This is a genomic window from Streptomyces griseochromogenes, from assembly GCF_001542625.1.
GTDB classification, from domain to species: Bacteria; Actinomycetota; Actinomycetes; order Streptomycetales; family Streptomycetaceae; genus Streptomyces; species Streptomyces griseochromogenes.
This window is the reverse complement of record NZ_CP016279.1, coordinates 9,525,176-9,541,700: the sequence shown is the minus strand read 5'-3', so window position 1 is coordinate 9,541,700 and position 16,525 is coordinate 9,525,176. Positions and strand designations below refer to the sequence as shown.

Sequence of the window (16,525 nt, the reverse complement as noted above, 5' to 3'; positions counted from 1 at the left end):
TCTGCGTTCCTTACCTGGCTGTGTGGTCTCTCGGCGCGCGGCCCGTCTCAGTTCACGTCCGTCGGGTCCAGACGGTAGACCGTCGACCGGCTCGCGGAGGAGGCGGACGACGACTTCGAGGCCGAGGACGCCGAAGACGCCTGCGTCTTGCTGTAGGCGCTCTCCTTCACCGCCGTCCCGTGCTTCTGCACCCACGCCGTGACCTGGGAGCTGACGCTGCCGCCGCCGGGGCCGGCGCCCATCATGCCGCCGCCGAGCTGGAGGTAGTGCAGTTCGCCCTTCTTCACCAGTTCCTTCAGCTTGCTCAGGGTCATCGCCTTGTCGGTGCCGGTCCAGCCCCACATGGAGATCACCGGCTCGCCGCTGCTGAGGATGAGCTGGGCCGCGCCCTGTGAACCGGACACCGCCAGCAGCCACTCGGCGCCGTCCTGGTGCTTCTTCAGGTAGGCGATCAGCTCGCTGCTCGCACCGCCGCCCATGCCGCCGGGTCCGCCGCCCGTGCCTCCGCCCACGCGGCCGCTCTGTCCGGGGCCGCCCGGTGCCGTGCCGCCGGATGTCGTACCGCCCGACGCGCCTTCTCCGCCGGGGAGTTCACCGTTCTGGCCGCCGGGGAAGCCACCGCCCTGCTGTGAGCCGCCCTGCTGTGTGCCCCCGGGCATTCCGCCGCCCGCAGCGCCGCTTCCGGTGCCGCCCGGCACACCGCTCGGCGCGCCCCCGCCCGGGAAGCCGCCCCGGTCGCCGCCTCCGCCCGGTCCGCCGCCGAAGCCGTTGCCGGTGGAGGGGCCGGCCGTGGGGTTCGTACCGCCCATCCCGCCGCCGGAACCGGACGGTACCGACCAGGCGTACGCCGCCGGGCCCGCCACCGCCGCGACCACGGCCGTCGCCACGGAAGCCGCCAGCAGCCGTGCCCGGTTGCCGGTGCGCAGGAGGAGCAGGCCCACCACGGCCGCCGCCGTCAGCACGCCGATCACCGGCCACAGCCAGGTGTGCCAGCCGGAGGCCCGGCGCAGCAGGACGATCGCCCACAGAGCGGTGACGGCGAGGCCCGCCGGGAGCGCCCAGGCCCAGCGCCGGTCGGTGCGGAAGGCGCGCCACAGCAGCACACCGCCGCCACCGCACAGCGCCGCGATGCCCGGTGCGAGGGCCGTCGTGTAGTACGGGTGCATCGTGCCCTCGGCCATGCTGAACGTCAGGAAGTGCAGCACGGTCCAGCCGCCCCACAGGAGCAGCGCCGCGCGCGGGAGGTCGGTGCGCGGGGCGCGGCCGCCGAGCACCAGGCCGCAGACGAGGGCGAGCGCCGCGAACGGCAGCAGCCAGGAGATCTGGCCGCCGAGGATGTCGTTGAACATCCGGCCGAGGCCCGCCGAGCCGGCGAAGCCTCCGCCCCCGCCCCCGCCTCCGCCCATGTTGCCTTCGCCGCCGAAGACCCGGCCGAGGCCGTTGTAGCCCATGATCAGGTTCCAGGCGGTGCCGTCCGTCGAGCCACCGATGTACGGGCGCTGCGAGGCCGGGACCAGGGAGACCGCCGCGGCCCACCAGAAGCTCGACACCGCCAGCGCCACCACGGACAGCGCCAGGCCGGCGAGGCGCTTGGCGAGCGGCGGCCGGGCCGCGTACAGGTACACCGCGAAGGCGGCGGGCAGGGCGATCCAGCCCTGCAGCATCTTCGTGTCGAAGGCGAGACCGAAACAGACCGCCGAGCCGAGCAGCGGCAGCAGACGGCCGTTCGTCACCGCGCGCAGGGCGAGGGCCGCACCGCCGACCATCAGCAGGACCAGCAGCGTGTCGGGGTTGTTGTCCCGGTTGATGGCCACGGTGATGGGGGTCAGCGCCAGGACCAGCGCGGCCAGCGCCGCCGCCGTGTGCCCCCACACCCGTTTCACGGACGCGTGCAGGATCCAGATCGTCGCCAGGGCGGCCACGATCATCGGCGCCATCATCTGCCAGGTGCCGAAGCCGAAGAGGCGGCAGGACAGGCCCATGACCATGAGGGCGAGCGGCGGTTTGTCGACGGTGAGGAAGTTGCCCGCGTCCAGCGAGCCGAAGAACCACGCCTTCCAGCTGTGCGTGCCGCTGAGCACGGCCGCGCTGTAGAAGCTGTTGAGGCCGGAGCCCGAGAGGTTCCAGGAGTAGAGCGCCGCCGCCAGGACCATGATCGCGATCAGGGCGGGGAGCGACCAGCGCGGCGCGGTGTCCGGGGGCCCGGCCTCGGGCGGCGGGCCGGGCGCGGTCACGGTCGTCGGGTGGGGCAGGGGATCGGTGGCAGATGTCACCGGTGCACCGTGCAGAGCGGCGATGGGTGCCGACTGTGGCCCGCCTGGGAACAGGCTGTCAGTTCGGCTCACGGCCGCGGAAAGTCCGGTATGCGGCGAAATGGTGACGATGTCGCCGGGCGTCCGTGCCACCCCCTCGTCGCCTCGAACTGCCGCCCTGGGAACATGCGTACAACTCTCGGCCGTCCCGGCGAGTCACTTCTGACGGCGCAGGGGTGCGCCCGACGGCGTCCGGGCGACGCCAACACGACGTTTCAAGGGGGACCTTCGATGACTCACCGGATATCCCGGCGCGCCAAAGTGCTGGCCACGGCCGCTCTCGGCGCCGGGGTACTCATACCCTTCGTGGCCGCTGCGGTCCCGGCCGCCGCGACGGCGCCGGCCGTCAGCTGCACGTCGGGCAAGGCGGGCCTGGCCACCAAGCTGCAGAAGGACATCACCGCGGCGCTCGCGAACCGCAAGGGCACCGTCGCGGTCGGTCTCTACGACCGCTCCACCAACACGACCTGCACCCTGCGTGCGACCAGCGCCTACGACTCGGCCAGCACGGTCAAGGTCGCCGTCCTGGCCACGCTGCTGTGGGACGCCAAGAAGCACAACCGGTACCTGACGAGCACCGAGCAGTCGCTCGCCAAGGCCATGATCACCCAGTCGGACAACGACGCGACCAGCAAGCTGTGGAAGCAGCTGGGCGTGACGAAGATCAAGGGCTTCCTGTCCGCCGCAGGTATGACGAAGACCACGCCGGGCGCGGACGGCTACTGGGGCCTGACCCAGGAGAACGTCACCGACGAGCAGAAGCTGCTCAAGCTCGTCACCGCCAAGAACAGCGTGCTGAGCGACAACTCCCGCGCCTACATCCTGAAGCTGATGGGCCAGGTCGTCTCCGACCAGCGCTGGGGCACGCCCGCCGGGGCGCCGTCCACCGTCTCCGTGCACGTCAAGAACGGCTGGCTGCAACGCGCCACGCACGGCTGGCGCGTGCACAGCCTGGGCACCTTCAACGGCGCCGGCCACGACTACATGATCAGCGTGCTGACGCAGGACAACAGCACCATGGACTACGGCGTCACCACCATCCAGAACGTCGCCAAGGCCATCCACAAGGACCTGGTGCCGACGACGTCCACCACCGCCCGCTACACCCCGACCAGCACGCCGAGCGAGGCGTTCGTGGCGGTGCCGCCGCAGGGCTGACGCTTCACGAGGAGGTCTCCCGCCGGTCACCGGACCGCCCTACGGTGACGCCCATGCGCCTGAGAACCGTACTCGCCACCCTCACCGCCGGCCTGGCGGCGGCCACTTGCCTGACCGCCGCCGGGCCCGCCAGTGCCAACTCCACGGGCGACAACGCCTGTTCGCCCGCCGTCTCGATCGACCGCTTCTCCGACGCGCTCGACAAGACGACGTACCAGGGCACCTTCGTCGGCAACTTCTCCGCGCTCGCCGTGGACCGGGACGGCTCGCTCGCCGCCCTGGAGGACCGCTCCTCCCTCTTCGGCCTGGACCCGCGGACCCTGCGGCCGGCCTCGGCCGTCCACCTCGCCGACGAGAAGGGCGCCGACCTCGACTCCGAGGGGCTCGTCATCGACCGGGACGGCACCCGGTTGATCACCTCCGAGACCGAGCCGTCCGTGCGCCGCTACTCCCGCGACGGCAGGATCCTCGACCGCCTCCCGGTCCCGTCCTCCCTCCTGGTCGCCCCGGCCGGCCGTGCCACGAGCAACCAGACCTTCGAGGGCCTGACGCTGCTGCCCGGCGGCCGCACCCTGCTCGCCTCCATGGAGTACGCGATCTCCGGGGACTCCGCGGGCATCGTCCGCTTCCAGACCTGGAGGCGTCACCACGGCCGCTTCGAGCTCGCCGCCCAGTACGCCTACCGCACCGACGCCGGCCTGGGCGTCCCCGAGGTCCAGGCCACGCCCGACGGCCGCCTCCTCGTCCTGGAACGCGGCTTCACCGCGGGCGTCGGCAACACCGTCCGCCTCTACCTGGCCGACCCCCGCCACGTCACGGACACCAGCGGCATCGAGAACCTGACCGGCCAGGCCGACGTCCACCTGATCAAGAAGACCCTGCTCACCGACATAGCCACCTGCCCGTCCCTCGGCGCCACGGCCAAGCAGCCCCAGCCGAACCCCCTGCTCGACAACATCGAGGGCATGACGATCACGGGCCACGACCGGGCGGGTCGCCTGCGGGTGCTCCTGGTGAGCGACGACAACCAGAACCCGGCCCAGACGACCCGGTTCTATTACCTGCGCGTACGAACCTCCTGAGGGCAGCCTGCCCAGGGGCGCGGGGCTGTATCGGCATACGGATCGGCATACGGCTCCGCCCCCTGAGCGTGACCGGCCCTCACGGATCCGCACCAGGAATACGGCCGGACCCGCAGAGCGTTAGTGCCTTCCGGTAGAGCAGGTCCGAACGGAGGGCACCGGCGTGGCAACGCAACGGGGATGGGCACGACGGCTGGCCGCCTACGCCTGGCGGTATCCGAAGGACGTGGTCCTGGCCCTTGGCTCCTCCCTCGCCGGCATGGCGGTCATGGCCGTGGTCCCGCTGATCACCAAGGTGATCATCGACGACGTCATCGGGAACCACACCCGCGCGATGACCCCCTGGGCGGCAGCCCTCGTCGGCGCGGCCCTCCTCGTCTACGGCCTCACCTACATACGCCGCTACTACGGCGGCCGTCTCGCCCTGGACGTCCAGTACGACCTGCGGACCGAGATGTACGGGACGATCACCCGCCTCGACGGCCGCCGCCAGGACGAGCTGTCGACCGGCCAGGTGGTGGGCCGCGCGACCAGTGACCTCCAGCTCATCCAGGGCCTGCTCTTCATGCTCCCGATGACCATCGGGAACGTCCTGCTCTTCCTGATGTCCCTGGGGATCATGGCGTGGCTGTCGCCGCCGCTGACCCTGGTCGCCCTGGCCGTCGCCCCGGCCCTCGGCTGGATAGCCCGGCGCAGCCGCAGCAAGCTGCACCCCGCCACCTGGTACGCGCAGGCCCAGGCCGCCGCCGTCGCGGGTGTGGTCGACGGCGCGGTGAGCGGCGTACGCGTGGTGAAGGGCTTCGGGCAGGAGGAGCAGGAGACCGGGAAGCTCCGGGAGGTCGGCCGCCGGCTCTTCGCGGGACGCCTGCGCACGATACGGCTGAACAGCAGGTTCACCCCGGCCCTCCAGGCCGTCCCCGCGCTCGGTCAGGTCGCCATGCTGGCGCTCGGCGGCTGGCTGGCCGTGCGCGGGCACATCACCCTCGGCACCTTCGTCGCCTTCTCCACCTACCTCGCCCAGCTGGTCGGCCCGGTCCGCATGCTCGCCATGGTGCTCACGGTCGGCCAGCAGGCCCGTGCCGGCACCGAGCGCGTCCTGGAGCTGATCGACACCGAGCCGACGATGAAGGACGGCACCAAGACCCTGCCGGCCGACGCGCCCGCGACCGTCGAGTTCGACGACGTGTCCTTCGGGTACGAGAGCGCCCCCGGCAGGACCAGCCCGGTCCTCCAGGGACTCAGCTTCGAGATCAGGCCGGGCGAGACCCTGGCCGTCGTCGGCTCCTCCGGCTCCGGCAAGTCCACCCTCTCCCTGCTCCTGCCGCGCTTCTACGACGTCACCCGCGGAGCCGTCCTCATCGGCGGTCACGACGTGCGCGAGCTGACCCTGGAGTCTCTGCGGGCCGCGATCGGCCTTGTCCCCGAGGACTCGTTCCTCTTCTCGGACACCGTCCTCGCCAACCTCGCCTACGGGCGCCCGGACGCCACCCGGGAGGAGATCGAGGCCGCCGCCCGCGCCGCTCAGGCGGATCGTTTCATCGTCGAACTGCCCGAGGGCTACGACACCAAGGTCGGCGAACACGGCCTGACCCTCTCCGGCGGCCAGCGTCAGCGCATCGCGCTCGCCCGAGCCCTGCTCACCGACCCGCGCCTGCTGGTCCTGGACGACGCGACCTCGGCCGTGGACGCCCGCGTGGAGCACGAGATCCACGAGGCCCTGAAGCAGGTCATGGAGGGCCGTACGACCCTCCTCATCGCGCACCGCCGCTCCACCCTGGGCCTCGCCGACCGCATCGCCGTCCTCGACGGCGGCCGGCTCGCCGACCTCGGCACCCACGAGGAGCTGCAGGACCGCTCCCCCCTCTACCGTCGGCTGCTCACCGACCCGGACGAGCTGGGCGGGGTCTCCCCGGGCCATGCCCTCCCCCTCCCGCCGCAGGAGGACATGTCGGTCCGTGAGGAGCTGGACGCCGAGTTCGACGCCGAGCGCGGGGTCACTCCGCGGCTGTGGACCGGCGACCGTGAGGCCAAGAACGCCGAGGACACAGCGCTGTCCGGCTCCCCGGCCACCCCGGAACTGCTCGCCCAGGTCGAGGCGCTGCCCCCGGCCACCGACACCCCCGACATCGACGAGGCCCACGCCGTCCGCCCCGAGGAGTCGTACGGCCTGCGCCGTCTGCTGCGCGGTTTCGGCCCGCCCCTTTTCCTCAGCCTGCTGCTGGTCGCCGTGGACGCGGGCGCCGGTCTGCTGCTGCCGGTGCTGATCCGGCACGGCATCGACCAGGGCGTCTCGAGGATGGCCCTCGGCGCGGTGTGGGCCGCCTCTCTGCTGGGGCTGCTCACCGTGCTGGTGCAGTGGGCCGCGCAGATCGGCGAGACCCGGATGACCGGCCGCACCGGCGAACGCGTGCTGTACACGCTGCGGCTGAAGATCTTCTCCCAGCTCCAGCGGCTCGGCCTCGACTACTACGAGCGCGAGCTGACCGGCCGGATCATGACCCGGATGACGACGGACGTCGACGCCCTGTCCACCTTCCTGCAGACCGGCCTGGTCACGGCGTTCGTCTCGGTCGTCACGTTCTTCGGCATCATGGTCGTCCTGCTGGTGATCGACCTCCAGCTCGCCCTCGTCGTCTTCGCCACCCTGCCGCCGCTCGTCGTCGCCACCTTCTTCTTCCGGCGGGCGAGCGTGAAGGCGTACGAGCTCGCCCGCGAGCGAGTGTCCCTGGTGAACGCCGACCTCCAGGAGTCGGTGGCCGGGCTCAGGATCGTGCAGGCGTTCCGGCGCGAGGAGGACGGCGGGCGGCGGTTCGCCGAACGCAGCGACAGCTACCGGCGCGCCCGTATCCGCGGCCAGTGGCTGATATCCGTCTACTTCCCCTTCGTCCAGCTGCTGTCCTCGATCGCCGCGGCCGCCGTGCTCGTCGCCGGCGCCGGCCGGGTGGAGGCGGCCACGCTCACCACGGGCGCGCTGGTCGCCTACCTCCTCTACATCGACCTGTTCTTCGCCCCGGTCCAGCAGCTCTCCCAGGTCTTCGACGGCTACCAGCAGGCCACGGTCTCGCTGGGCCGGATCCAGGAACTGCTGCGCGAGCCGACCTCCACGAAGTCCGCCGACGAGCCGCTCGACGTCCTCTCCCTGCGCGGGGAGATCGCCTTCGAGGACGTGCACTTCGCGTACGGTGCCGCCGACGAGGCCGAGGAGGCCCTGACCGGCATCGACCTGAGGATCCCGGCCGGGCAGACGGTGGCCTTCGTCGGCGAGACGGGCGCCGGAAAGTCGACCCTGGTCAAGCTGGTGGCCCGGTTCTACGACCCCACCTCGGGCCGGGTCACCGTCGACGGCACGGACCTGCGCGCCCTGGACCTGACCTCGTACCGCCACCGCCTCGGGGTCGTCCCGCAGGAGGCGTACCTCTTCCAGGGCACCGTCCGGGACGCCATCGCCTACGGCCGCCCCGACGCCACCGACGCCGAGGTCGAGGCGGCCGCGCGGGCGGTCGGCGCGCACGAGATGATCGCGACGCTCGACGGCGGCTATCTCCACGAGGTCGCCGAGCGCGGCCGCAACCTCTCGGCCGGCCAGCGCCAGCTGATCGCACTCGCCCGCGCCGAACTGGTCGACCCCGACGTCCTCCTCCTCGACGAGGCCACCGCCGCCCTCGACCTGGCCACGGAGGCCCAGGTCAACCAGGCCACCGACCGCCTCGCGGGCCGTCGTACGACGCTCGTGGTCGCCCACCGGCTGACCACGGCCGCCCGCGCCGACCGGGTGGTGCTGATGGACCACGGCCGGGTGACGGAGGACGGCACCCACGAGCAGCTCCTGGCCCGTGACGGCCGCTATGCCGCGCTGTGGCGGACCTTCGTCGGCCAGTCCGAACCGGAGGAGCCGGTCGGTGTGTCCCACTGAGCGGAACGGCCGCCGGCCGGATCCGGCAGCACGTTCCGCTGACGATCGTGCAACCATCCGACATACGTCGTGCGTCCGTACAGCAGTACGGTCATCGGTCGGGATGACGGGTGGTTCGGGGAGGACGACAGTGGACAGTGGTGCGATAGGCCGTCGCCTGGCGCTCGGTGCGGCCGTGCTGGCCGCCTCCGGGGCGCTCGCTCTCGCGGTGCCCGGCAGCGCCCAGGCGGCGAGTGCCGACTCCTGCGCGGGGCGTGAGGTGCGGACCCTGCCCTTCAGTACCGGCACCGTGCACGTCTACAAGCGCGACGGCTATGTCTGCGCGGTCACCGTCGCCCGGAAGTCCGGGACCAGGCGCGTGATGTCGGTCAGCGTGCAGGCGCGCGGCACCCGGCCGGTCGTGGACACGGGCAGTTACAGATATCAGGCGGGCCCGGTGACGGTCCACGCCGGGCACCGCTGCGTATGGCTGAAGGGATCGGTGGACGGCCGCTCGGTCAGTTCCGGCTGGATTATGTGCTGATCGCGCTGATCTTCCAAGCTCCCCTGGTGTGACGGCAGTTGCTCGGATAGCTTCCGGCGCACATCTGTCTCACAGGGGAGAGTGCGCATGCGCAAGGTGCTCAGATGGCTGCTGGCGCTCGCGGTGTTCATAGGCGCGCTGAGCACGGCGGGCGCGGCAACCGCCGCACAGTCCGCGCGGTCAGGGCCCACCGACATCAAGGACCGGCTCCTGGCCGTACCCGGCATGAGCCTGGTCGAGGAGAAGCCGTATCCCGGCTACCGCTACTTCGTCCTGAACTACACCCAGCCGATCGACCACCGCCATCCGGACCGGGGTACCTTCCAGCAGCGGATCACCGTGCTGCACAGGGACACCAGCCGACCGACGGTCTTCTACACCAGCGGCTACAACGTCTCCACGACCCCGTCCCGCCGCGAGCCCACCCAGATCGTGGACGGCAACCAGGTCTCCCTGGAGTACCGCTTCTTCACGCCCTCCCGGCCCGACCCGGCCGACTGGTCCAAGCTGGACATCTGGCAGGCGGCCAGCGACCAGCACCGCCTCTACGAGGCGCTGAAGCCGGTCTACTCCGCCAACTGGCTGGCCACCGGCGGCTCCAAGGGCGGCATGACCGCCACCTACTACGAGCGCTTCTACCCGCACGACATGGACGGCGTCATCGCCTACGTCGCCCCCAACGACGTGGTGAACAACGAGGATTCGGCCTACGACCGCTTCTTCGCCGGCGTCGGCACCGAGGAGTGCCGCGACCGGCTGAACGCCGTCCAGCGGGAGGCGCTGGTGCGCCGTGCGCCGCTGGAGAAGACGTACGCCCGGTACGCCGCCGAGCACGGCTACACCTTCGACACCGTCGGCGGCCTGGACAAGGCCTACGAGGCGGTCGTCCTCGACTACGTCTGGGGCTTTTGGCAGTACAGCCTGCTGAAGGACTGCGCTTCCGTCCCGGCGGACGCGGCGCACGCCACGGACCAGGCGATCTGGGACTCGGTCGACACCATCTCCGGCTTCCAGGCCTACACCGACCAGGGCCTCGCACAGTTCACGCCGTACTACTACCAGGCGGGCACCCAGCTGGGCTCGCCCACCATCCACTTCCCCCGTATCGAACGGAAGTTGATCCGCTACGGCTATCAGCCCCCGCGCAACTTCGTGCCCCGCTCCATCCCGATGCGCTTTCGCCCGGGTGCGATGCGGGACGTGGACAGCTGGGTCCGCCACCACGCCACCCGCATGCTCTTCGTGTACGGCCAGAACGACCCGTGGGGCTCGGAGCGCTTCCGCCTGGGCGCGGGCGCCCATGACTCGTACGTCTTCACGGCCCCCGGCCTGAACCACGGGGCGAACGTGGCGGGCCTGGTGCCCGAGCAGAAGGCACTGGCCACGGCCCGGATCCTGGAGTGGGCGGGAGTCGCCTCACCGGCGGTTCAGGCCGACCCGTCCGCGGCGAAGCCGCTGGCCCGCCACGACGCGCGGCTGGACGTACGGGACGTGGAGCGCGAGCCGGCGCTGCGTCCGTAAGTCCCCGGTGCCGGCCCCTGGTTCAAGGGGCCGGCACCGTCGTCCTCCGATAGTAGCCATGGACATAATATCTATGTACAGTATCCGCATGCCTACGACTCCAGTACTCGACTCGGCCATCCATCACGAGGAGTCCGGAAGCGGCACTCCCTTCGTCTTCCTGCACGGCAACCCCGCCTCCTCGCACACCTGGCGCAAGGTGCTGCCCGGCGTCGGCGCCGGCCGGCTGCTCGCCCCGGACCTGATCGGCATGGGCCGTTCGGGCAAGCCGGACCACGCCCACCGGTTCGAGGACCACGCCCGCTACCTGGATGCCTGGTTCGACGCGCTCGGCCTGGACGGCGTGGTCCTGGTGGGCCACGACTGGGGCGGCGCGCTCGCCTTCGACTGGGCCGCGCGCCATCCGGAGCGGGTGCGCGGCATCGCCTTCTTCGAGACCGTCGTCAAGCCGATGGCGTGGGACGAGCTGAGCCCGCAGGCCCGCAGGCGCTCCGAGACGATCCGCTCGGCGGAGGGCGAGCGGATGCTGGACGAGAACCAGTTCGTGCGGCAGGCCTACACCGGCGGTGTCCTCACCCCCGTACCCGACGCGGACCTCGCGGCCTACCTCGCGCCCTACCCCACCCGGGAGAGCCGCCGTCCCCTGCTCGCCTGGGCGCGGCAGTTGCCGCTGGGCGGCGAGCCCGCAGGCCTCGTGGCGCGCATCGAGGCCAACGACACCTGGCTGGCCGAGAGCCTGGACGTGCCCAAGCTGCTGCTGACCTTCGAGGGCTCGCCCACCCTGCTGATCGGTCCGCGGACGGCCGACTGGTGCGCCGGCCGGGTGGCGGCCCTGGAGACGGTCCACTGCGGCCCGGCCGGCCACCACGCGACGGAGGACCGCCCGACCGAGATCGCGGCGGCCGTCTCCGCCTGGGCGGACCGGCACGGGCTGCGCTGATCCGCCGTCACGGGAACCCGTCGGCGGTCCCGCCCGTCCAACGCTCGAGCCGCCGGAGCAGTCCCGTGGTGCGGTGTCGGCCCTCGCCGCAGGCCGCGAACCGCCGACGCACCCTCTCCGCCGCACCACCCCGGCAGCCCACCGCCACCGGCGCGCCCCCCTCCCAAGCGCCGGTGGCGGCCTCGTCCTGGCTTACTGTGCATTGTCTTGACGGAAAGAAACTTCCCGGATAATGGTGAAATCTCGGAAGTTTCCTTCAGCGGTTCTCCTTTGGAAGGAGCGCACGTGCACGACAGCAGCACGGGAAGCACGGGAAACACCGCACGGCCGTCCAGACGGACCGTCCTCACCGCCACCGCCGGCCTCACCGCCGCGCTGACCGTACCGGCCGCCGCCGCCCACGCCGCCACCCCGAACGACCGCGCACTGACCGCCCTCGTCTCCCGCATGACACTCGAGGAGAAGGTCGGCCAGCTCTTCGTGATGCGGGTCTACGGCCACTCGGCCACCGCCCCCGACCAGGCCGACATCGACGCCAACCTCAAGGAGATCGGGGTCCGCACGGCCGCCGAGCTGATCGCGAAGTACCGGGTCGGCGGCATCATCTACTTCACCTGGGCCCACAACACCCGCGATCCCCACCAGATCGCCGACCTGTCCAACGGCATCCAGAAGGCATCCCTGGAGCAGCCCCGCGGCCTGCCGGTGCTCATCACCACCGATCAGGAACACGGCATAGTGTGCAGGGTGGGCCGGCCCGCCACGCTGTTCCCCGGCGCGATGGCGGTCGGGGCGGGCCGCTCCCGGTCGGACGCCCGCACCCTCGGCCGGATCTCCGGCGCCGAACTGCGCGCGATGGGCATCAACCAGGACTACTCGCCCGACGCCGACGTGAACGTCAACCCGGCCAACCCGGTCATCGGCGTACGGTCCTTCGGGGCCGACCCGCACGCGGTCGCCGGCCTGGTGGAGGCCGAGGTGAAGGGGTATCAGTCCGCCCGGGTCGCGGCCACCGCCAAGCACTTCCCGGGGCACGGGGACACCGCCGTCGACAGCCACACCGGCCTTCCGGTCATCACGCACAGCCGGGAGCTGTGGGAGTCGCTGGACGCGGTGCCCTTCCGGGCGGCGATCGCGGCGGGCATCGACGCGATCATGACCGCGCACATCCAGTTCCCGGCCCTCGACGACTCCGGCGACCCGGCCACCCTCTCCCACCCGATCGTCACCGGCATCCTGCGCGGCGAACTCGGCTACGACGGGGTCGTCGTCACCGACTCCCTCGGCATGGAGGGCGTGCGTACCAAGTACGGCGACAACCGGGTGCCGGTGCTGGCCCTGAAGGCCGGCGTCGACCAGCTGCTCAACCCGCCCTCGCTCGACGTGGCGTGGCACGCGGTCCTCCAGGCCGTGCAGATCGGCGAGCTGACCGAGGCCCGTCTGGATGAATCGATCCTGCGGATTCTGCGGCTGAAGGCCCGGCTCGGACTTCTCGACCGGGCCCACGTCACCCGGGCCGGCGTCGACGGCACCGTGGGCACCAAGTCCCATCTGGCCACCGCCGACCGTATCGCCGAGCGGACCACGACCCTGCTGGTCAACGAGGACGGCATCCTCCCGCTCGACCACCGGAGCGCACCCCGGGTCCTCGTCGTCGGCGCCGACCCGGACTCCCCGTCCGGCACCACCGGCCCGCCCACCCGCGTCCTCGCCGCCGCCCTCTCCGAACTGGACTTCACCGCCACCGCCCTGTCCACGGGCAGCGCACCCTCGCCGGCCACCATCGACAAGGCGGTGACGGCCGCGCGGGACGCGGACGCGGTGGTCGTCGGGACGTACAACATGACGGCCGCCAGCAGCCAGCGGACCCTGGTGGAGCGGCTGCTCGCCACCGGGAAGCCCGTGGTGGCCGTCGCCATCAGGAACCCTTACGACGTCGCCCAACTCCCCGCCGTCAAGGGGTACCTGGCGAGCTACTCCTGGACCGACGTCGAACTGCGTGCCGCCGCACGGGTGATCGCCGGCCGGGTGGACCCGCGCGGACGGCTCCCGGTGCCGGTGCAGCGGGCGGACGATCCGGCCCAGGTGCTGTACCCCCTCGGTCACGGGCTGACGTACTAGGCCTACGTCGCACTCCGGGCGCAATACCCCCAAAGGGCGGAAATCCTCAAAGATGTCTGGCGTGGCTCCGTAGCCGAGGGCCACGCTGGACCGGGGCGTCCAGGGGGAATGCGATGCGCGGGAAAGGTGCCGTGAGGCCGGCGGGCCGACCGCTGCGAGCCGCCTCAGCGCTCACCCTGGCCACGCTGGCCGCCCTGCTCACGGGCTGCCACGGCCCGGCGGACGCCCCGGTGGGCAGTGCCCGGCCGACCTCCGACCGGCCCTCCGGCTACGGCGCCCAGTTCCTCGCGATCGGCGAATGCAGTTCCTTCGGCACCACCAGCTTCACCGAGGTGCCCTGCGCGAGCGAGCGGGCCGCGGCCCGGGTCGTCGCCCGCTACGACGGCACGGCCGCCGACGGCCCCCTGTGCCCGTCGGCCACCGACTTCGTCCTGCACATCAGCGAACAGCGGGCGCAGGGCGACGAGGACGGCGACGGCGCGATTCCCCAGGGCTACGCCTGCATGCGCAACCTGGAACCCCCGCACCCCGGCGCCCCCGGCGCCGGCGGCGGCCCGCGCACGATCCCCGGCGACTGCGTGTACGGCTCGGGCGACGGCCAGGTGCGCGAGACCGCCTGCGACGGCTCCGGCCCCCGAAAGCCCCAGTACAAGGTCATGAAGGCGGCCGCCGACCGCACGGAGTGCCCCGCGTCGACGACCCTCTACGTCCAACTCGGCGGCCGGGACCCGGTGGGCTGCGCCCGGCGGCTGTGAGGACCCCCGAAGGTTCGGCCCCGCCGGACGACCACCTGCGGACCTAGCCCCGGACTCCGCTCACGGCCCGTCCGGCGGCCCGGCGGCGCCCTTGCGCAGCTCGGGTGTCGTCGTCGCGACCGCCGCCACCGCGAGGACACACATCAGGCCGCCCGTGACCAGGGCGGTCGCGCCCGAGGTCCAGCCGGCCACCACACCACCGCGCACGTTGCCGAGATGGGGGCCCGCCTGGCCGACGATCGTCTCGGCCGCCGTGACCCGGCCCAGCAGGGCGTCCGGGGTGCGGGTCTGCACGATCGTGGTGCGGGAGAGGACGGCCACCGCGTCCGCCGCACCGGCCAGCACCAGCATCCCGAGGCCCGTCCAGGCGCTGGTGGTGAGGCCGAACAGGGCGAGGGCCACGCCCCAGGTGCCGGACGCGCACAGCATCACCGGGCCGGGGCGGGCCAGACGGGTGACCGGGCCGGAGAAGGCGGTCGCGGCGACGCCCCCCGAGGCGAGCGCCGACAGGAACAGACCCAGCGTGCGCGGGTCGCCGCCGAAGCGCTCGGCGTTGACCAGCGGGAACAGACTGGCCGGCATGGACAGTACGGTGGCCGCCAGATCCGTCAGCAGCGCGCCGCGCACCACCCGATGGCCGGTCAGAAAGCGCAGGCCGTCCAGCACGCCGTGGACACCCGGCCGGGACTTCTCGCCCTCCGGCGGCAGCGCGGGCAGCCCGTAGGCGCCGTAGAAGGACAGGCCGAAGCTCAGGGCGTCCAGCAGGTAGCAGGCGCCGATGCCCCACCAGCCGAGCACGACGCCGGCGAGCGCCGGGCCGACGAGCATCATGGCCTGGCCGGTGGCCTGGTTCAGGGCGAGAGCGGCGGCCACCTGCTCCTTGGGCAGCAGCCGCGGCACGAACACACCCGCCGCCGGCGCGCCGAGCGCGGCGAACGACGTCTGCACCGCCACCAGCGCGAGCACCACGCCCACCGGCACGTGCCCGGTGAACCCCTGCACGGCCAGCAGGAAGGAGCAGACCGCCGAGCCGACGGTGCCCAGCAGGTACACACGGCGCCGGTCGGCCCGGTCGACCCAGGCGCCAGCGAACAGACTGACACCGACCATCGGCAGCGCCTGCGCCAGACCGACCGCACCGCTCCAGACCGAGCTGTGGGTCATGTCCCAGACCTGGTACATGACGGTGACCATGGTCATGAAGCTGCCGAGCACGGACACCGTCCGCCCGATCAGCAGCCGCCGGAAGACGGGCGAGGTGCGCAGCGGCCGTACGTCGATGAGCGAGCGGGCCAGGCTCATGAGCGAGGAAGGGCGCGGCGCCCCGGTGACTGGATCACCGGGGGAGGCTAGCCGGGCACCGGCACCCCGGCCAGCGAATTCCTACGTGACTAGGCTGCCTCGCCCAGCAACCGCACGAGATGCTCGCGCCCCGCCGCCAGCAGCCCCGGAAGCGGAGCCGCCGACTCGTACCACCGCTTCTCGTACTCCCAGCACAGCCAGCCGTCCCAGCCGTGCCGGGAGAGGACGTCCACGCACTCGGTGAGCGGGAGGACGCCCGCGCCGAGCGGCAGCGGGGTGATGTCCTCGGCCGAGGCGATGTCCTTGACCTGGACATAGCCGAGGTGCGGGGCGAGCGCCGCGTAGCTGTCCGAGGGCTGCTCGCCGCCCAGCCAGGTGTGCATCACGTCCCACAGCGCGCCCACCTGCCGGTGGCCGACCGGGCCGAGGACGCGGATCACGTCGGCACCGGTGCGGTGCGAGTCGTGGGTCTCCAGCAGGATCCGCACACCGAGCGCGGAGGCGTCCTCGGCGGCGGTGCCCAGCCGCCGGGCGGCGACGGCGTCCGACTCCTCACGGGGGCGGTCCGGGTCGGCGCCGGGGAACACCCGCACGAAGGGGGCACCCAGGTCGTGGGCCAGCTGGAGGAGCGCACGGATCTCCTCCAGTACCGGGGTGTCGTCGCCGGGCGCGGCGACCCGCGCGTATCCGGCGAGGCCCAGCACCTCGACCCCGGCCCCCTTGAACAGCGCGGCCGTCTCGGCGCGTGTGGCGGGGGCGAGGCCCGGGTGCACCGGCTCCTCGGGATGGGCGCGCAGTTCCACGCCGTGGTAGCCGTGGGCGGTCGCGAGTGCCAGGACCTCGGGGACGGGCAGGCCGGGGACACCGAGAGTGGAGAACGCCAGCTTCATGGTCCCGG

General features: G+C 72.2%; 11 protein-coding genes. 8 read left to right on the top strand and 3 right to left on the bottom strand.

Annotated elements, in window-relative coordinates; all coding sequences use genetic code 11:
- Nucleotides 1–47: 47 nt before the first annotated feature.
- Nucleotides 48–2,273: an ArnT family glycosyltransferase gene (locus AVL59_RS41465; RefSeq protein ID WP_067314772.1), complete on the bottom strand. Its 2,226-nt coding sequence runs from the start codon at nucleotides 2,271–2,273 to the stop codon at nucleotides 48–50.
- A gap of 270 nt (nucleotides 2,274–2,543) precedes the next feature.
- On the opposite strand from AVL59_RS41465, the gene AVL59_RS41460 reads away from it, so the two are divergent.
- The 8 genes from AVL59_RS41460 to AVL59_RS41425 all read left to right on the top strand — a co-directional run bounded on the left by AVL59_RS41460 (nucleotide 2,544) and on the right by AVL59_RS41425 (nucleotide 14,325).
- Nucleotides 2,544–3,470 (top strand): serine hydrolase, encoded by a 927-nt coding sequence (locus tag AVL59_RS41460; protein ID WP_067314770.1) that lies wholly within the window; start codon nucleotides 2,544–2,546, stop codon nucleotides 3,468–3,470.
- A 53-nt stretch (nucleotides 3,471–3,523) separates the two neighbouring features.
- Complete coding sequence (locus AVL59_RS41455; protein ID WP_067318393.1) at nucleotides 3,524–4,552, top strand: esterase-like activity of phytase family protein; 1,029 nt, start codon at nucleotides 3,524–3,526, stop codon at nucleotides 4,550–4,552.
- A gap of 163 nt (nucleotides 4,553–4,715) precedes the next feature.
- Nucleotides 4,716–8,465, top strand: a complete 3,750-nt coding sequence (locus AVL59_RS41450) for an ABC transporter ATP-binding protein (protein WP_067314768.1) — start codon at nucleotides 4,716–4,718, stop codon at nucleotides 8,463–8,465.
- Between the two features lie 130 nt (nucleotides 8,466–8,595).
- On the top strand, nucleotides 8,596–8,988 hold the full coding sequence (locus AVL59_RS41445; RefSeq protein WP_067314767.1) for a hypothetical protein: 393 nt from the start codon (nucleotides 8,596–8,598) through the stop codon (nucleotides 8,986–8,988).
- 87 nt (nucleotides 8,989–9,075) lie between these two features.
- Nucleotides 9,076–10,509, top strand: coding sequence for a S28 family serine protease (locus AVL59_RS41440; protein WP_067314765.1), 1,434 nt, complete (start codon nucleotides 9,076–9,078; stop codon nucleotides 10,507–10,509).
- Between the two features lie 73 nt (nucleotides 10,510–10,582).
- On the top strand, nucleotides 10,583–11,449 hold the full coding sequence (locus AVL59_RS41435) for a haloalkane dehalogenase (protein WP_079147247.1): 867 nt from the start codon (nucleotides 10,583–10,585) through the stop codon (nucleotides 11,447–11,449).
- A gap of 285 nt (nucleotides 11,450–11,734) precedes the next feature.
- The gene (locus tag AVL59_RS41430) at nucleotides 11,735–13,570 is read left to right on the top strand and encodes a glycoside hydrolase family 3 protein (RefSeq protein ID WP_067314763.1); all 1,836 of its coding nucleotides are present in this window, start codon (nucleotides 11,735–11,737) and stop codon (nucleotides 13,568–13,570) included.
- 113 nt (nucleotides 13,571–13,683) lie between these two features.
- On the top strand, nucleotides 13,684–14,325 hold the full coding sequence (locus AVL59_RS41425) for a hypothetical protein (protein WP_067314761.1): 642 nt from the start codon (nucleotides 13,684–13,686) through the stop codon (nucleotides 14,323–14,325).
- A 60-nt stretch (nucleotides 14,326–14,385) separates the two neighbouring features.
- On the opposite strand, the gene AVL59_RS41420 is transcribed toward AVL59_RS41425, so the two are convergent.
- Entirely contained in the window at nucleotides 14,386–15,627 is a 1,242-nt protein-coding gene (locus tag AVL59_RS41420) for an MFS transporter (protein ID WP_067314759.1), read from the bottom strand.
- Nucleotides 15,628–15,716: 89 nt separating this feature from the next.
- Entirely contained in the window at nucleotides 15,717–16,517 is an 801-nt protein-coding gene (locus tag AVL59_RS41415) for a sugar phosphate isomerase/epimerase family protein (RefSeq protein WP_067314758.1), read from the bottom strand.
- Between the last annotated feature and the right edge of the window lie 8 nt (nucleotides 16,518–16,525).

What these genes read in the sequence shown, in the direction of transcription:
- AVL59_RS41425 (WP_067314761.1), top strand. Translation starts at nt 13,684, where the DNA reads ATGCGCGGGAAAGGTGCCGTGAGGCCGGCGGGCCGACCGCTGCGAGCC.
- AVL59_RS41435 (WP_079147247.1), top strand. Translation starts at nt 10,583, where the DNA reads ATGTACAGTATCCGCATGCCTACGACTCCAGTACTCGACTCGGCCATC.
- AVL59_RS41415 (WP_067314758.1), bottom strand. Translation starts at nt 16,517, where the DNA reads ATGAAGCTGGCGTTCTCCACTCTCGGTGTCCCCGGCCTGCCCGTCCCC.
- AVL59_RS41455 (WP_067318393.1), top strand. Translation starts at nt 3,524, where the DNA reads ATGCGCCTGAGAACCGTACTCGCCACCCTCACCGCCGGCCTGGCGGCG.
- AVL59_RS41420 (WP_067314759.1), bottom strand. Translation starts at nt 15,627, where the DNA reads ATGAGCCTGGCCCGCTCGCTCATCGACGTACGGCCGCTGCGCACCTCG.
- AVL59_RS41440 (WP_067314765.1), top strand. Translation starts at nt 9,076, where the DNA reads ATGCGCAAGGTGCTCAGATGGCTGCTGGCGCTCGCGGTGTTCATAGGC.
- AVL59_RS41460 (WP_067314770.1), top strand. Translation starts at nt 2,544, where the DNA reads ATGACTCACCGGATATCCCGGCGCGCCAAAGTGCTGGCCACGGCCGCT.